This is a genomic window from Polaromonas sp. YR568 (genome assembly GCF_943372955.1).
In the GTDB taxonomy this organism is placed as follows: Bacteria; Pseudomonadota; Gammaproteobacteria; order Burkholderiales; family Burkholderiaceae_C; genus Polaromonas.
Genome location: NZ_CALSAL010000013.1, coordinates 1 through 16,370, shown reverse-complemented (window position 1 = coordinate 16,370; position 16,370 = coordinate 1). Strand labels below are relative to the sequence as shown.

Here is a 16,370-nt window from a genome sequence, read left to right as displayed (position 1 = left end):
CCGTGGGGTTCAATCCAGCCGTAGAGACTAGATCAGAGTATCAGCCCAGATATTGCTGGCCCAGTTCATCGCATAGACACCTTCGAGCTCGCTCGGGGCGGCGCTCACGCCACCCGAACCGGCGACGGTCTTGAAGGTTCTTTCAGCCGCCACATACTCATGCACGCTGGCAACGTGAATGACATTCTTGGGATCGATGAAGCTGTAGCAGGTGTTGGCCAGCATGGGCGCCGGGTTCACATCCCAGCCCGACAGCTGCGCGACGATGGCAGCCGCCGCCACCTTGCCCTGGTTGTTGGCCATGTGGCCGCTCTTGGGCATGGCCGGCGCGGCCTGAATCGAATCGCCCAGCACATGCACGTCCTTGGCGACCGTCGACTCAAAGGTCAGGTAATTGACGCCGCACCAGCGGTTGTTGGCCTGGTTGTTGAGCCCCGTTTGCACGGCGATGGTCCCGGCTCGCATGGCGGGCAGCACGTTGAGCACATTGGCCTTCACGTTGTCCTGCACGTCGAACTTGATGGTGCCAGCCTTCGCGTCCACTGCCATGACCTTGTGGTCACCGCGGTACTCGATGATGCCTTTGTACTGCTCGGCCCACACCTTCTTGAACAACGGGCCCTTGGACGTCACGTCGGGGTTGGCGTCAAGAATCAGCACCTTGCTGCGGGGCTTGTTCGCCTTGAAGTAACCGGCAATCACCGAAGCCCGCTCGTAAGGGCCAGGTGGGCAGCGATAAGGCGCCTCAGGAATCGTGATGGCGTAGACGCCGCCGTCGGGCATGGCTTCGAGCTGACGGCGCAGGGCCACGGTTTCCGGCCCGGCTTTCCAGGCCTGCAGGATCTGGCCCGAGGCATTGGCCTCTTTCAGTCCCTCGATGCTGCCCAGCATCAATTCAACGCCGGGGCTCACCACCAGCTTGTCGTAAGCGATGGTGCCGCCACGGCCGAGGGTGACGGTTTTCTTCGCGGTATCAATGGCGCTGGCGTAATCCTTGACCACGGTCACGCCGTGGTTCTTCGAGAGGCCCGCATACGAGGTGGTGAGGTCGCCGACCTGCTTGACGCCGCTGAGCACCAGGTTGGAAATCGGGCAGGAAACAAACGCCTCCTGTGGCTCGATGAGCACCACGTCCATGCGGTAGTTGGACAGCATGCGCACATACTTGGCTGCGGTGGCACCGCCGTAGCCGCCGCCGATCACCACCACCTGCGCTTTGGCAGGCACACGCGTGCTGGCGCAGCCCGCCAGACCGAGCAGGCTGAGCGCGGCGGCAGATTGCAGGACGGAGCGGCGCTGAAGGCCGGCTTTGAGAGTGGAGTGATGGGTCATGATGGATTCCTTGCGTTCGGTGTGGTCACTTCGTCACTTCTCTTCACTTCTTTTGCGCTGCAAAGTAAGTGGCCAGCGTAGCGATTTGCGCGTCGTTGTAGCCCTTGCTGATCTGGTGCATCACCGTCGCGGGGCGGGTGCCGTTCTTGAAGGCATTCATCTGCGCAACAAAATACGCCGGCTGCAGACCCGCCAGAGAGGTCACGCTGGAGCCGGCCACAGCGTTGCCGTTGGTTCCGTGGCAGTTGGCGCAGGTGGCGGCAAGGCTTCTGACATACAGCGCCTCCTTCGTCCCATCGCTCTGGGCGTGAGCGGTGGAAAGGCACGCCATCAACAGCAGCGATGCCAGCGAAGTCATCGAGGAGGGAAGGGTCGGGATTCTCATGGGTTCTCCTGCAGTGTTCAGTCAAGGGCCAGTCGGCTCCGTGGGATTGGGCTCGCCGGAATGTGCGTCGCCGGTGTGTATGCCACCTCAAGCCGTAATTTAACTTGGGGCTCTGGGTGCCCGCTAGGGAGTATCCAGTAGTTCAGCCCCTCGCGAGCGGGTTTCCTTCCAATCATTCGCAATGTGCTGATAACCCACGCGAATGAGGCGTGGCGCCCTGGCGGCTAAAGAGTGGGCGTGTCGGCGGGCAGCGTGTGCGGTCTGGCCGACAGACCCTCGATGCGGCGTATGCGTTCCGCCAGCGGCGGGTGACTGGCGAACCAGCGATGGTCTGCGGCCGTGCCGACCAGCAGCATGTGCTGAACCGCCGGATCCACAATTGCCGTCGATCTGCCAGCACGCGCGGCCCCGCCCGCCGCATCAAGTTCCTGTGCAATTTTCCGCAGCACACCCGCCAGACCCTGCCTGCTGCGGGTGAACTGCACCGCGCGGGCATCGGCGAGAAACTCACGCTGCCGCGACACCGCCGCCTTGAGGACGCGCCCGGCCAGCCATCCGAGCGAGCCAACGATCTCGATGGCAAAACCGGGAATGGCCACTACCGTGCGGCGCCCTGCATCGTTCGGCTCGCAGAGGGTTCGACCGAGGTTGAACAGCATCTCCAGCCCAAAGACCATGCCAGCCAGGCGCATGTTCAGACGAATGTCGCCCTCGCGGATGTGACTGAATTCATGCGCCACCAGGCCCATCAGTTCGTCGCGCGTGAGCCGGTCCAGCGCACCCTGCGTGACGGCCACCACAGCATCCCCTTCGTCCCAGCCGGCCGCAAAGGCGTTGATGCTGTCGACACGGGGCAAGACCATCGCCAGCGGCGGCTTCAGGCTGGCGGCAATGGCCAGTTCATCGATGATGTTGCACAGGCGCTGCTCGTCGTCACGGCTGGCTGGCCAAGCCTCGCGGGCACCGACCCGGCGCGCGAGTTTTTCACCACCACCGCGCAGATTCGAAGTTTCCAGCCACCAGCCACCCAATACGAACAGCAGGATCACGCCGGTGTTGACGGCAAAAAAGTGCTGCGGGTAGCCGCGCCAGGCACTGAAGCCGGTGAGCGCACCAGAGGCCATCTGCCAGACCAGGGCCAGCGCGGCATTCATGGCCAACACCAGCGCCACGATGGTCACCGCGAACAGCAGCAACAGCCGCAGCGTTTGCGACCGGGCCTCTTGCTGGTGTTCAAAAAAGCGCATAGACCATCACGCGAAAAACGCCCTTGCCACCTTCACAGCTGGATGCGAACCGCCTCGCGCTCCGCCGCGCTCTCCGTGACACGCAGCATGGCCGACGGCGCAAAGCCAAACAGGCGGGCAATCAGCACCGCCGGGAACTGGCCCTGCGCATTGTTGTAGTCGAGCACCGCGTCGTTGTAGGCCTGGCGCGCAAAGCCGACCTTGTTCTCGGTGCTGGTGAGTTCCTCGCTCAGGTCACGGATGGTCTGGTCGGCCTTGAGCTCGGGATAGGCTTCGGCCACCGCGAAGAAATGCCCCAGGCTGCCATCCAGGGCCTGTTCGGCCACCGACAAGGCTGTGACGGCAGCCGCATTGGCGGGCCGGCTGCGAACCGCCTCGCTGGCCGTCCGTGCCTGGTTGCGCGCGGTCGTCACCGCCTCCAGTGTGGTTTGCTCGTGTTGCAGGTATTTCTTGGCGGCCTCGACCAGATTGGGAATCAGGTCGTAGCGTCGCTTGAGCTGCACATCGATCTGCCCGAAGGCGTTGGCAATCGTGTTTTTCAGACGCACCAGCCGGTTATAGGCGCCGACCGCCCAGAACACCAGCAGCGCACCAAACACAATCCACGCGATGGAGTTGAATGACATGCGGATTTCCTCTCCCAAGGTTGAACACAAGGTGCCGAGGTTACCCGTTTTGTTCGCCGCCAACTACCGCCTGACTGCTGGCGCTGATCCGGAGTCAGCGCTGAATGCGGGCAAAAAAGCGGACAAGAAAAAACCCCACACCCGGTGAAGGTGTGGGGTTAGGGTGCCGTTCAGGGCACGAAGGCGTTGGCCGCTTACTCGGCGGTTGCGCCTTCACCGCCTGCATCGGCAGACGCAGGCATGGCTTCAAGTTCCGCAGCTTCGGCTTCGGCGATGGCACGGCGCTCGGCGTCGTCCATTTGGTCCTTGGCCTTGCGTGCCTCGTGGTAAGCCATGCCGGTACCGGCAGGGATCAGGCGGCCGACGATCACGTTCTCTTTCAGGCCACGCAGCTCGTCGCGCTTGCCCATGATGGCAGCCTCGGTGAGTACGCGGGTGGTTTCCTGGAAGGAAGCCGCAGAGATGAACGAGTCGGTCGACAGCGATGCCTTGGTGATACCCAGGAGCAGATTGCTGAAGGTCGCAGGAATCTTGCCTTCGGCGCGCAGGGCGTCGTTGGCATCCAGCATGGCGGAACGCTCGACCTGCTCACCCGCGATGTAGCTGGAGTCGCCCACGTTCTCGACGACCACACGGCGCAGCATCTGGCGAACAATCACCTCGATGTGCTTGTCGTTGATCTTCACGCCCTGCAGGCGGTAGACGTCCTGCACTTCGTCGACGATGTAGCGGGCCAGCTCTTCCATGCCCAAGAGGCGCAGGATGTCCTGCGGATCGGCCGGGCCGTCCACAATGCTCTCGCCCTTGTTGACCACCTGGCCTTCGTGCACCAGGATGTTCTTTTCCTTCGGCACGAGGTCTTCCCAGACCTTGCCTTCGGGATCAGTGATCTGCAGGCGAACCTTGCCCTTGGTCTCTTTGCCGAAGGACACGGTACCGGTCATCTCGGCCAGCGTACCCTTGTCTTTCGGCGTACGGGCTTCGAACAACTCGGCCACACGCGGCAGACCGCCGGTGATGTCGCGGGTCTTCTGGCCTTCAATCGGGATACGGGCCAGCACTTCGCCGGGGCCCACGTCCTGACCGTCACGCACCTGGACCAGCGCGCCGATCTGGAAGCCGATGGTCACCGAGTGATCGGTGCCAGGGATCTTGACTTCATTGCCGGACGCATCGATCAGCTTGACCTGCGGACGGATGACCTTGGTCGCGCCGCGGCGCTTCGGATCGATCACCACCAGGGTGGACAGACCAGTCACCTCGTCGACCTGCTTGGCCACGGTGACGCCCTCTTCCACATTCTCGAACAGCACCTTGCCGGCGAATTCGGTGATGATGGGTCGGGTCAGCGGATCCCAATTGGCCAGCACGGTGCCGGCCTTGATGGTCTGGTCGGCCTTGACGGCCAGGGTGGCGCCGTAAGGCACCTTGTGGCGCTCGCGCTCGCGGCCATGCTCATCGTGAATGATGATCTCGCCGGAACGTGCAATCACCACCAGGTCACCCTTGCTGTTGGTCACATAACGCATCGGTGCGTTGAAACCGATCACGCCGTTGGACTTGGCTTCCACGCTGGAGGCAATCGCTGCACGCGATGCCGCGCCACCGATGTGGAAGGTCCGCATCGTCAGCTGCGTGCCGGGCTCACCAATCGACTGGGCGGCGATGATACCGACCGCCTCGCCGACGTTGATCAGGCCACCACGGCCCAGATCGCGGCCGTAGCACTTGGCGCACAGGCCGAAACGGGTTTCGCAGTTCAGGGCAGTGCGCACCTTCACTTCGTCCACGCCGGCTGCTTCGAGGTCTTCGATCAGGTCTTCGTCCAGCATGACGCCGGCTTTCGCCAGCACCGCACGGTTCTCGGGGTGCAGCACGTCTTCAACCGTGGTACGGCCGAGGACACGGTCGCGCAGCGACTCGATGACCTCACCACCTTCGACGATGGCGCGCATCACGGAGCCTTCGGTGGTGCCGCAGTCTTCCTGCGTGATCACCAGATCCTGCACCACGTCGCAGAGGCGACGGGTCAGGTAACCGGAGTTGGCGGTTTTCAGTGCCGTGTCGGCCAGACCCTTACGGGCGCCGTGCGTGGAGATGAAGTACTCCAGCACGTTCAGGCCTTCGCGGAAGTTCGCGGTGATCGGCGTCTCGATGATGGAGCCGTCCGGCTTGGCCATCAGACCCCGCATGCCGGCCACCTGACGGATCTGCGCGGCAGAACCGCGGGCACCGGAGTCGGCCATCATGTAGATGGAGTTGAAGGATTCCTGCTCGACTTCCTTGCCATGGCGGTCCAGCACCTTCTCTTTCGAGAGCTGGGCCATCATCACCTTGGAGACTTCGTCGCCAGACTTGCCCCAGATGTCCACCACCTTGTTGTAACGCTCGCCGGAGGTCACGAGACCCGAGACATACTGCTGCTCGATCTCCTTGACTTCCTTCTGGGCGCGCGAAATGATGGCCGGCTTCTCTTTCGGGATCAGCATGTCATCGATACAGATGGAGATGCCGGCCTTGGTCGCCAGGCGGAAGCCCGACTGCAGCAGCTTGTCGGCAAACACCACGGTCTCTTTCAGACCGCACTTGCGGAACGACACGTTGATGAGCTTGGAGATTTCCTTCTTCTTCAACGCCTTGTTGATGTTGGAGAAAGGCAGGCCCTTGGGCAGGATTTCCGACAGCAGTGCACGGCCGCCGGTGGTTTCCCACAGCTTGGTCGATGGCACGAACTCGCCGGTGGCCTTGTCCTTGGTGTACTCGGTCAGGCGCACGCTGATGCGGGCGTTGAGGTCAAGCTCGCCCGCGTCAAACGCGCGGCGGACTTCGCCGGTGTCGGCAAATACAAGACCTTCGCCCTTGCCGTTGGTACGGTCGCGCGTCGTGTAGTACAGGCCCAGCACCACGTCCTGCGAAGGAACGATGGAGGGCTCGCCGTTGGCGGGGAACAGGATGTTGTTCGAAGCCAGCATCAGCGTGCGGGCTTCCATCTGCGCCTCGACCGACAGCGGCACGTGGACAGCCATCTGGTCACCGTCGAAGTCGGCGTTGAAGGCCGAGCAGACGAGCGGGTGCAGCTGGATGGCCTTGCCTTCGATCAGGATGGGCTCAAAGGCCTGAATGCCGAGACGGTGCAGCGTGGGCGCACGGTTCAGCATCACGGGGTGCTCTTTGATGACCTCTTCCAGGATGTCCCACACCACTGGCGTGCCGGATTCGACTTCCTTCTTGGCCGCCTTGATGGTGGTGGCGATGCCGCGCGATTCGAGTTGCGCGAAGATGAAGGGCTTGAACAGCTCCAAAGCCATCAGCTTGGGCAGACCGCACTGGTGCAGCTTGAGGGTCGGGCCCACGGTAATGACCGAGCGACCCGAGTAGTCGACGCGCTTGCCCAGCAAGTTCTGGCGGAAACGGCCTGACTTGCCTTTGATCATGTCGGCCAGCGACTTGAGCGCGCGCTTGTTGGCGCCCGTCATGGCCTTGCCACGGCGGCCGTTGTCCAGCAGCGAATCCACGGCTTCCTGCAGCATGCGCTTTTCGTTGCGGGCAATGATTTCAGGCGCTTTCAGTTCCAGCAGGCGGCGCAGACGGCTGTTGCGGTTGATGACGCGGCGGTACAGGTCGTTCAGGTCAGAGGTCGCAAAGCGGCCGCCATCCAGCGGCACCAGCGGACGCAGGTCCGGCGGCAGCACGGGCAGCACGTCGAGCACCATCCACTCGGGCTTGATGCCGGACTTCTTGAACGCTTCCATCAATTTCAGACGCTTGGCGTTCTTCTTGATCTTGATCTCGGAACCGGTCAGGTCGTTGCGCAGCTTCTCGATTTCAACGTCGAGGTCCAGCCCTTCGAGCAGGTCCTTGATGCCTTCAGCGCCCATCTTGGCCACGAACTCGTCGCCGTATTCCTTGCGCTTGGCGTCAAAGTCGTCTTCCGACATGATGCTGAACTTCTTCAGCGGGGTCATGCCGGGGTCGGTGACGACGTATGCTTCAAAGTACAGCACGCGCTCGATGTCGCGCAGCGTCATGTCGAGCACCAGGCCCAGACGCGACGGCAGCGACTTCAGGAACCAGATGTGCGCGCACGGGGCGGCCAGGTCGATGTGACCCATGCGCTCGCGGCGGACCTTGGTCTGCGTGACTTCAACGCCGCACTTCTCGCAGATCACACCGCGGTGCTTCAGGCGCTTGTACTTGCCACACAGGCATTCGTAGTCCTTGATCGGGCCGAAGATCTTGGCGCAGAACAGGCCGTCACGCTCGGGCTTGAAGGTGCGGTAGTTGATGGTTTCAGGCTTCTTGACTTCACCGAAAGACCAGGAACGGATCTTCTCGGGCGAGGCCATGCCGATCTTGATGGCATCGAAATGCTCATCCGGCGTGAATTGCTTGAACAGGTCGAGTAATGATTTCATGTGTTAAATCCTTTTCTTTCCTGTTGATTAGCTGCGTTCCAGCTCGATGTCGATACCGAGCGAACGAATCTCTTTGACCAGCACGTTGAACGACTCCGGCATGCCGGCCGTGATGGCGTGCTCGCCCTTGACGATGCTCTCGTACACCTTGGTACGGCCCTGCACGTCGTCGGACTTGACGGTGAGCATTTCCTGCAGCGTGTAGGAAGCGCCATAGGCTTCCAGTGCCCAGACCTCCATCTCGCCGAAACGCTGGCCACCGAACTGCGCCTTGCCGCCCAGCGGCTGCTGCGTGACGAGGGAGTAAGGGCCGGTCGAGCGGGCGTGCATCTTGTCGTCCACCAGGTGATGGAGTTTCAGGAAGTGCATGTAGCCCACCGTGGTGGTGCGCTCGAACTGGTCGCCAGTGCGGCCGTCGTACAGCTGGGCCTGGGTGCGCGTCGCCGTCAGGCCCTTGGTCTTGGCGATGTCGTCCGGGTAAGCGAGCTTGAGCATGGTCATGATGTCTTCTTCCGAAGCACCATCGAACACCGGGGTGGCGAATGGCACACCAGTGGTCAGGTTCTGTGCCATCTCCAGCACGTCTGCATCCGACAGCTTGTTCAGCTCTTCGGTGCGGCCCGATTTGTTGTACAGCGTGTCCATGAACTTGCGCAGCTCGGCCACCTTGGTTTCAGCCTGCAGCATGTCGCCGATGCGCTGGCCCAGACCTTTGGCAGCCCAGCCGAGGTGAACTTCCAGCACCTGACCGACGTTCATGCGCGATGGCACGCCCAGCGGGTTCAGCACGATGTCACACGGTGTGCCGTCGGCCATGTAAGGCATGTCTTCGACCGGAACGATCTTGGACACCACACCCTTGTTACCGTGACGGCCAGCCATCTTGTCGCCAGGCTGCAGGCGGCGCTTGACGGCCAGGTAGACCTTGACCATTTTCAGCACGCCGGCTGGCAGCTCGTCGCCCTGCGTGAGCTTCTTGCGCTTTTCTTCGAACGCGAGGTCGAAGCTGTGGCGCGTCTGCTCCATGGCGTTCTTGATGCTTTCCAGCTGCGAAGCCACTTCGTCATCCGCCGGGCGGATGTCAAACCAGTGGTACTTCTCGACATCGGCCAGATAGGCCTTGTCGATCTTGGTACCTTTGGCCAGCTTCTTCGGGCCGCCATTGGCGACCTTGCCGATCAGCAGCTTCTCGATGCGGTCGAACGCGTCGGCTTCGACGATGCGGAGCTGGTCGTTCAGGTCGAGGCGGAAGCGCTTGAGTTCGTCGTCGATGATCTGCTGGGCACGCTTGTCGCGCGTGATGCCTTCACGGGTAAAGACCTGCACGTCGATCACAGTGCCCTGCGAGCCCTGGCTCACGCGCAGCGAAGTGTCTTTCACGTCGCTGGCTTTTTCGCCGAAGATGGCGCGCAGCAGTTTTTCTTCCGGCGTCAGCGTGGTCTCGCCCTTCGGCGTGACCTTGCCCACCAGCGTGTCGCCCGGCTGGACTTCAGCGCCGACATAGATGATGCCGGACTCGTCCAGACGGTTGAGCTGCTGCTCGGACAGGTTGGGAATGTCACGAGTGATCTCTTCAGCACCCAGCTTGGTGTCCCGCGCCATGACCACGAGTTCCTCGATGTGAATCGAGGTGTAGCGGTCTTCAGCCACCACACGCTCGGAGATCAAAATCGAGTCTTCGAAGTTGTAGCCGTTCCATGGCATGAAGGCGATCAGCATGTTCTGGCCGATGGCGATCTCGCCCAGGTCAGTCGATGCGCCGTCGGCAATCACGTCACCCTTGGCCAGCTTGTCACCGATCTTGACGATCGGGCGCTGGTGGATGTTGGTGTTCTGGTTGGAACGCTGGTACTTGATGAGGTTGTAGATGTCCACACCCACTTCGCCGGCCAGTGCTTCCGCGTCGTTCACACGCACCACGATGCGGGTGGCATCGACATAGTCGACCACGCCGCCGCGGTTGGCGGTGACCACCGTGCCGGAGTCCACCGCTGCCACGCGCTCGATGCCAGTGCCGACCAGCGGCTTCTCGGGCCGCAGCACAGGCACGGCCTGACGGGACATGTTGGCGCCCATCAGCGCGCGGTTGGCGTCGTCGTGCTCCAGGAACGGAACCAGCGAAGCTGCCACAGAGACGATCTGCGCAGGCGACACATCCATGTACTGAACGCGCTCGGCACCGACCAGCACCGACTCGCCGTTTTCACGGGCGGAGACGAGGTCACCGGTCAGCTTGCCCGCGGCGTCCAGGGCCGCATTGGCCTGGGCGATCACGTACTTGCCTTCTTCGATGGCAGAGAGGTAGTCGATCTGGTCGGTGATCTTGCCGTCCACGACGCGGCGGTATGGCGTCTCGATGAAGCCGTACTCGTTGAGGCGGGCGTACAAGGCCAGCGAGTTGATCAGACCAATGTTCGGACCTTCAGGCGTTTCAATCGGGCAGACGCGACCGTAGTGGGTCACGTGCACGTCACGCACTTCAAAGCCGGCACGCTCGCGGGTCAGACCACCGGGGCCAAGGGCCGATACACGGCGCTTGTGGGTGATCTCGGCCAGCGGGTTGGTCTGGTCCATGAACTGCGACAGCTGCGAGGCGCCGAAGAATTCCTTCAGGGCGGCTGAAATCGGCTTGCTGTTGATCAGGTCGTGCGGCATCAGCGGCTCTTGCTCGGCCTGACCCAGACGCTCTTTCACGGCCTTTTCGATACGCGCCAGACCGGTGCGGTACTGGTTCTCGGCCAGCTCACCGACGCAACGCACACGGCGGTTGCCGAGGTGGTCGATGTCATCGACTTCACCGTTGCCGTTGCGCAGGTCCACCAGGATCTTGACCACGGCGAGGATGTCCTCGTTGGTCATGACCATGGGGCCGGTGGAGGAGTCGCGGCCCACACGGGCGTTGAACTTCATCCGGCCGACGCGCGACAGGTCATAGGTGTCCGGGTTGTAGAACAAGCGCTGGAACAGGGCCTGCACCGCGTCTTCCGTCGGCGGCTCGCCGGGGCGCATCATGCGGTAGATGGCCACGCGCGCGGCGAACTCGTCGGCGGTTTCATCGGAGCGCAGGGTCTGCGAAATGTACGAGCCCTGGTCGAGTTCGTTGGTGTACAGCACCTGCAGGTCCTGCACGCCAGCCAGGCGCAGCTTCTTGAGCAGCACGTCGGTCAGCTCGTCGTTGGCCTTGGCGATGATCTCGCCGGTGTCGGCATCGACGATGTTCTTGGCGACCACGCGGCCGATCAGGAAGTCTTCCGGCACGGAAATGGTGGTGGTGCCGCTTTGCTCCAGCTCGCGGGTGTGGCGCACGGTGATGCGCTTGTCCTTGGCCACGACGACCTTGCCGGACTTGTCGGTGATGTCGAAACGGGCCACTTCACCACGCATGCGCTCGGCAACGAATTCCATCTGCGCGCCACTGTCCATCAGACGGAAGTGGTCGAACACGAAGAAGTTGGCAAGGATGGATTCCGGGTTCAGGCCGATGGCCTTCAGCAGAATCGTCACCGGCATCTTGCGGCGGCGGTCGACGCGGAAGTACAGGATGTCTTTCGGGTCGAACTCGAAGTCCAGCCACGAACCGCGGTAAGGGATGATGCGGGCCGAGAACAGCAGTTTGCCGGAGCTGTGGGTCTTGCCCTTGTCGTGCTCGAAGAACACACCGGGCGAGCGGTGCAGCTGGGACACGATCACGCGCTCGGTCCCGTTGATGACGAACGAGCCCTTGTCGGTCATGAGCGGCACTTCGCCCATGTAGACTTCCTGCTCTTTCACTTCCTTGACCACCTTCGACTGCGGCGTCGACGATTCACGGTCATAGATGATCAGCTGGACTTTGGCACGCACGGCCGATGCAAAGGTCAGGCCACGGGTCTGGCACTCGCGCACGTCAAAAGCGGGCTTGGCCAGGTTGTACTCGATGAACTTCATCTCGACAAAACCGTTGTGCGAGACGATGGGGAAGGCGTTCTCGAAGGCAGCCTGCAGACCTTCATTGGTGCGCTTCTGTGGCGCACGGTCGGCTTGCAGGAACGCGGTGTACGCGTCTTTCTGCATCTGCAACAAATAAGGAACCGTCAACACGCTTTCGCGGTTGCCGAAGCTTTTGCGAATGCGTTTGCGTTCGGTGTAGCTGTAACTGGAAGTTTGGGCCATGAGTTCTCCGCTTTATGGGCTCTGGCGACTCTCGTGCCCGGATACACCGCGTATCCAGGCAGACTTGGTGGTTGGCCACTACCAACCATGGCGGACGGTGACGCGTTGCACGTCACCCGAACCAAGGCGTTCTCTGCAGTCGGGGGCAGAAAACACTGGAAAGCAGACTAATGAAAAGTCAATCCGCTTTCCGGTGTTTCGTCGGAGCACTGTGAAAAAGGCGGTTTGCGCCCTCTTTTCAGTGCCTGCCTTGAAGCACGAAAGGCTGGAAGCCCGAATCGGGTCTTCCAGCCTTTTTGAAACCCGAGGATTACTTGAGTTCGACTTTCGCGCCAGCTTCTTCGAGCTTTTTCTTGGCAGCTTCGGCGTCGGCCTTTGGAGCGGCTTCCTTGACGTTCTTCGGAGCGCCGTCCACCAGGTCCTTGGCTTCTTTCAGGCCCAGACCGGTGATTTCGCGCACGGCCTTGATGACCGACACCTTGTTGGCGCCAGCTTCGAGCAGCACGACGTTGAAGTCGGTCTTCTCTTCAGCAGCTGCAGCGGCACCGCCACCACCACCGCCAGCAGCGGGAGCGGCCATGGCGGCTGCGCTCACACCAAATTTCTCTTCGATGGCTTTCACCAGGTCGTTGAGTTCGAGGACCGTCATGCTATCCAGCGCGGTCAAAAATGCGTCTTTATCGAATGCCATTTTGAATTTCCTAAAAAAGTTGGGTACTAATTACGCTGCTACAGCTTCAGCTGCTGCGGGGGCATCGGCTGCGCCGCCACCCTTTTTCGCGGCCAGCGCGCCCAGCACAACGGCCGTACGCGACATGGGCGACATCAGCAAGCCACACAACTGGGCCAGCAACACTTCCTTGGAAGGAATGTTGGCCAATTGCTTCACGCCGTTCACGTCCAGGGATTTGCCTGCAAATGCACCACCGCGAATCACCAGCTTGTCGTTGGTTTTGGCGAAGTCGGACACCACCTTGGCGGCGGCGACGGCATCTGTGGAAAAGCCATAGATCAGCGGACCGGTCATCTGGTCGGCGACGACTTCGAATGCACTGCCGGCCACGGCACGGCGAGCCAGAGTGTTCTTCAGAACACTCAGGTTCACGCCTTTGTCGCGGGCCTGGCTGCGCAGACGGGTCATGTCAGCGACCGTGATGCCACGGTATTCCGCCATCACGAGCGTTTGAGCTTTAGCGGCGAGGCCAGTCACTTCATCAATGACGGCTTGTTTCTCACTGCGGTTGAGACTCAAGGTCTACTCCTTAAAAATGTGCTGTCGGGGTGATCCGGCTTGCACCGGGCCCCTTCAACACGCTCATGTTCAGCGACCAACTGTTTCAGATTCTTTTCAAACCATCTGCAGCGGGACCGCCATCTGCGTTGGCTGTCTTTCGATTAAGTACCAGTGGAAAACCGAGGTTTTCTGCCGGTACGCCAACGGTCTTGGATGACCTGCCGGCGCACTAAGGTGCCAGCAGCCCACCACATCAGGCCGCCCTTGCGGGTGGCCCGAATTTTTGCGATTACGCTGCGATGGTTTGCGTGTCGACGCGAACGCCCACACCCATCGTCGACGAAACCGCGACTTTCTTCAGGTACACGCCTTTGCTGGAAGCCGGCTTGGCTTTCTGCAGGGCGTCGATCAGCGCTGCCAGGTTGCCCTGCAGCTTGTCGGTGTCAAACGAGCGGCGGCCAATGGTGCCGTGCACGATACCGGCCTTGTCGACGCGGAACTGAACCTGGCCAGCCTTGGCGTTGCGCACAGCCTGTGCCACGTCCGGCGTGACGGTACCGACCTTCGGGTTGGGCATCAGGCCACGGGGGCCGAGCACCTGACCGAGCGTACCCACGATGCGCATCGCATCGGGGGAGGCGATCACGACGTCGAAGTCCATCTTGCCAGCCTTGATTTCGGCGGCCAGATCGTCCATGCCGACGATGTCTGCACCGGCGGCCTTGGCTTCTTCAGCCTTGGCGCCTTGGGCGAACACAGCCACGCGCTTGGTCTTGCCGGTGCCGTTGGGCAACACGACAGCGCCGCGAACGACCTGGTCGGATTTCTTGGCATCGATGCCGAGCTGGACAGCCACGTCGATGGACTCATCAAACTTGGCCACAGCGAATTCCTTGACGAGGCCCAGAGCCTCAGGCAGAGCGTACAGCTTGTTGCTGTCGATCTTGTCGCCAATGGTTTTCTGGCGTTTGGTCAGCTTGCTCATACAACACCCTCCACCGTCACACCCATGGAACGGGCGGAACCGGCAATCGTACGGACTGCGGCGTCGAGATCGGCGGCCGTCATGTCCTTCATTTTGGTTTTTGCGATTTCTTCCAGCTGGGCACGGGTGATCTTGCCGACCTTGACCGTGTGCGGCGTGGAAGAGCCCTTGTCGAGCTTGATGGCTTTCTTGATCAGCGTGACGGCCGGAGGCGTCTTGATGATGAAGGTGAAGCTCTTGTCGGCATAGGCCGTGATCACCACAGGCAGTGGCAGACCGGGCTCAACACCCTGGGTCTGCGCATTGAATGCCTTGCAGAACTCCATGATGTTCAGGCCGCGCTGACCCAGTGCCGGGCCAATCGGGGGGGACGGGTTGGCCTTGCCAGCTGGTACTTGCAGCTTGACGAAGCCGACGATTTTTTTCGCCATACTTTTCTCCTTGCGGGTCATAACGCCTGAACGCTGTCAAAAGACAGGTCCGGGCTCCCCGGGGGTTACACAACTCAATCGGTTCTTGCGAACCTGCCGCGCCGAGTTGCAAAGCGCGGAACTGTACCAACGCGCCCCACGGGGACGCACCGGCGAAACCGGTCAGGTCTTTTCGATCTGGCTGAATTCCAGCTCGACCGGCGTGGCACGACCGAAAATCGTGACCGACACACGGACCTTGTTCTTGTCGTAATTGACTTCCTCGACCGTGCCGTTGAAGTCGGTGAACGGGCCATCCTTGACGCGCACATATTCGCCGGTCTCGAACTCCACCTTGTGGCGGGGCTTCTCGGTGCCGACCTGCATCTGGCTGACGATCTTCTGCACGTCTTCCTCGGAAATCGGGGCTGGGCGGTTCTTGGCACCACCCACAAAACCCGTCACCTTGTTGGTGTGCTTCACCAGGTGCCAGGTTTCGTCGTCCATGACCATTTCCACCAGCACGTAGCCGGGGAAAAAGCGGCGCTCGGTCGTTTTCTTCTGGCCGTTCTTGATCTCGACCACCTCTTCGGTGGGCACCAGGAACCGGCCGAATTTGGACTGCATGCCGGCGCGGTTGATGCGCTCGACAATGTTGCGCTCCACGGCTTTTTCCATGCCCGAATAGGCATGAACGACATACCACTGCATGCCGGGCATGGGCGTCAGGGACGCCCCTGCTGCCACTTCGCTGATTACCGCACCGTTCAGATCGCTCATTATTTTTTCCATCCCAGGATCAGGTCATAAAACACCCACTCGAGTGTTTTGTCGGTCAGCCACAAGAACAGCGCCATGACCACCACAAACCCGAACACATAGACCGTCATCTGGATGGCCTCTTTGCGGGCCGGCCAGACCACCTTGCGCACTTCGCGCACGGAATCACGACCGAAAGCCACAAACTGGCGCCCCGTCTCCGACGTCACGAACACCACGACAGCCGCCACCAGACCGGCAATCAGCGCGCCCCACTGGGCGATCTGGCCCTGCTTGCCAAGGAGGTAGAACCCGACCAGCGAGCCCACCACCAAAGCGATGGCCAAGGCCAGCTTCGCCTTGTCTGCATTGGTGCTGACAGTTTCAACTTGAGAAGAGGCCATGCTGCCGGATTTCCTGTTCAATCTTCATGTATCCCGAAGTACGCATGTCACTGCATCACTCCCGGATACCCCAGACGCTTAAGCCCACCAGAGGTTTTCACTCCCGGCGGGCTTGCTTGTTACTTGTCAAACCACCCTGACTGCAAAGCGTGATCAGCGCTTTTTCACCGGGTGGCAGGGGCAGTAGGAATCGAACCTACAACCTTCGGTTTTGGAGACCGACGCTCTGCCAATTGAGCTATACCCCTCCATCAAACCCTTACAAATCTTTTTTACGCAATGATCTTGGCCACGACACCGGCGCCGACGGTCTTGCCGCCTTCGCGGATGGCAAAGCGCAGGCCTTCTTCCATGGCGATCGGGTTGATCAGCTTCACCGTGATCGACACGTTATCGCCTGGCATCACCATCTCTTTGCCTT

13 protein-coding genes, 1 tRNA gene and 1 pseudogene are annotated in these 16,370 nt (G+C 61.2%); 1 reads left to right on the top strand and 14 read right to left on the bottom strand.

Annotation, left to right across the window (positions count from 1 at the left end; all coding sequences use genetic code 11):
• Positions 1 to 27: 27 nt before the first annotated feature.
• The 4 genes from AAG793_RS16090 to AAG793_RS16075 form a co-directional block, all read right to left on the bottom strand.
• Positions 28 to 1,332, bottom strand: a complete 1,305-nt coding sequence (locus AAG793_RS16090) for an FCSD flavin-binding domain-containing protein (RefSeq protein ID WP_341910007.1) — start codon at positions 1,330 to 1,332, stop codon at positions 28 to 30.
• A 43-nt stretch (positions 1,333 to 1,375) separates the two neighbouring features.
• A complete protein-coding gene (locus AAG793_RS16085) occupies positions 1,376 to 1,717 on the bottom strand; it encodes a cytochrome C (RefSeq protein ID WP_341910005.1) in 342 nt (113 codons plus the stop codon).
• A 224-nt stretch (positions 1,718 to 1,941) separates the two neighbouring features.
• Positions 1,942 to 2,964 (bottom strand): M48 family metalloprotease, encoded by a 1,023-nt coding sequence (locus tag AAG793_RS16080; RefSeq protein ID WP_341910003.1) that lies wholly within the window; start codon positions 2,962 to 2,964, stop codon positions 1,942 to 1,944.
• 32 nt (positions 2,965 to 2,996) lie between these two features.
• A complete protein-coding gene (locus AAG793_RS16075; RefSeq protein WP_341910001.1) occupies positions 2,997 to 3,590 on the bottom strand; it encodes a LemA family protein in 594 nt (197 codons plus the stop codon).
• Here AAG793_RS16075 and AAG793_RS16070 point away from each other — a divergent pair.
• Complete coding sequence (locus tag AAG793_RS16070; protein WP_341909999.1) at positions 3,574 to 3,738, top strand: hypothetical protein; 165 nt, start codon at positions 3,574 to 3,576, stop codon at positions 3,736 to 3,738. The genes AAG793_RS16075 and AAG793_RS16070 overlap by 17 nt on opposite strands.
• 46 nt (positions 3,739 to 3,784) lie before the next feature.
• On the opposite strand, the gene rpoC is transcribed toward AAG793_RS16070, so the two are convergent.
• From rpoC to tuf, 10 genes and pseudogenes are all read right to left on the bottom strand, one after another.
• A complete protein-coding gene (gene rpoC, locus AAG793_RS16065) occupies positions 3,785 to 8,005 on the bottom strand; it encodes a DNA-directed RNA polymerase subunit beta' (protein WP_341909997.1) in 4,221 nt (1,406 codons plus the stop codon).
• Positions 8,006 to 8,032: 27 nt separating this feature from the next.
• Entirely contained in the window at positions 8,033 to 12,157 is a 4,125-nt protein-coding gene (gene rpoB, locus AAG793_RS16060; RefSeq protein WP_341909995.1) for a DNA-directed RNA polymerase subunit beta, read from the bottom strand.
• Between the two features lie 310 nt (positions 12,158 to 12,467).
• Positions 12,468 to 12,848 carry a 50S ribosomal protein L7/L12 gene (rplL, locus tag AAG793_RS16055; protein ID WP_341909994.1) on the bottom strand — a complete coding sequence of 127 codons (381 nt, stop codon included), beginning with the start codon at positions 12,846 to 12,848 and terminating at the stop codon, positions 12,468 to 12,470.
• A 30-nt stretch (positions 12,849 to 12,878) separates the two neighbouring features.
• The gene (rplJ, locus tag AAG793_RS16050; protein WP_341909992.1) at positions 12,879 to 13,409 is read right to left on the bottom strand and encodes a 50S ribosomal protein L10; all 531 of its coding nucleotides are present in this window, start codon (positions 13,407 to 13,409) and stop codon (positions 12,879 to 12,881) included.
• A gap of 271 nt (positions 13,410 to 13,680) precedes the next feature.
• Positions 13,681 to 14,376 (bottom strand): 50S ribosomal protein L1, encoded by a 696-nt coding sequence (gene rplA, locus AAG793_RS16045; protein WP_341909990.1) that lies wholly within the window; start codon positions 14,374 to 14,376, stop codon positions 13,681 to 13,683.
• Complete coding sequence (gene rplK, locus AAG793_RS16040; RefSeq protein WP_341909987.1) at positions 14,373 to 14,807, bottom strand: 50S ribosomal protein L11; 435 nt, start codon at positions 14,805 to 14,807, stop codon at positions 14,373 to 14,375. The genes rplA and rplK overlap by 4 nt, the downstream gene beginning before the upstream one ends.
• A 162-nt stretch (positions 14,808 to 14,969) precedes the next feature.
• Positions 14,970 to 15,506, bottom strand: coding sequence for a transcription termination/antitermination protein NusG (gene nusG, locus AAG793_RS16035; RefSeq protein ID WP_341910031.1), 537 nt, complete (start codon positions 15,504 to 15,506; stop codon positions 14,970 to 14,972).
• A 59-nt stretch (positions 15,507 to 15,565) separates the two neighbouring features.
• Entirely contained in the window at positions 15,566 to 15,949 is a 384-nt protein-coding gene (gene secE, locus AAG793_RS16030; protein ID WP_341909985.1) for a preprotein translocase subunit SecE, read from the bottom strand.
• 172 nt (positions 15,950 to 16,121) lie between these two features.
• Positions 16,122 to 16,197 (bottom strand) — tRNA-Trp (locus AAG793_RS16025).
• 24 nt (positions 16,198 to 16,221) lie between these two features.
• A pseudogene (gene tuf, locus AAG793_RS16020) lies at positions 16,222 to 16,370 on the bottom strand (elongation factor Tu); the annotation flags it as partial.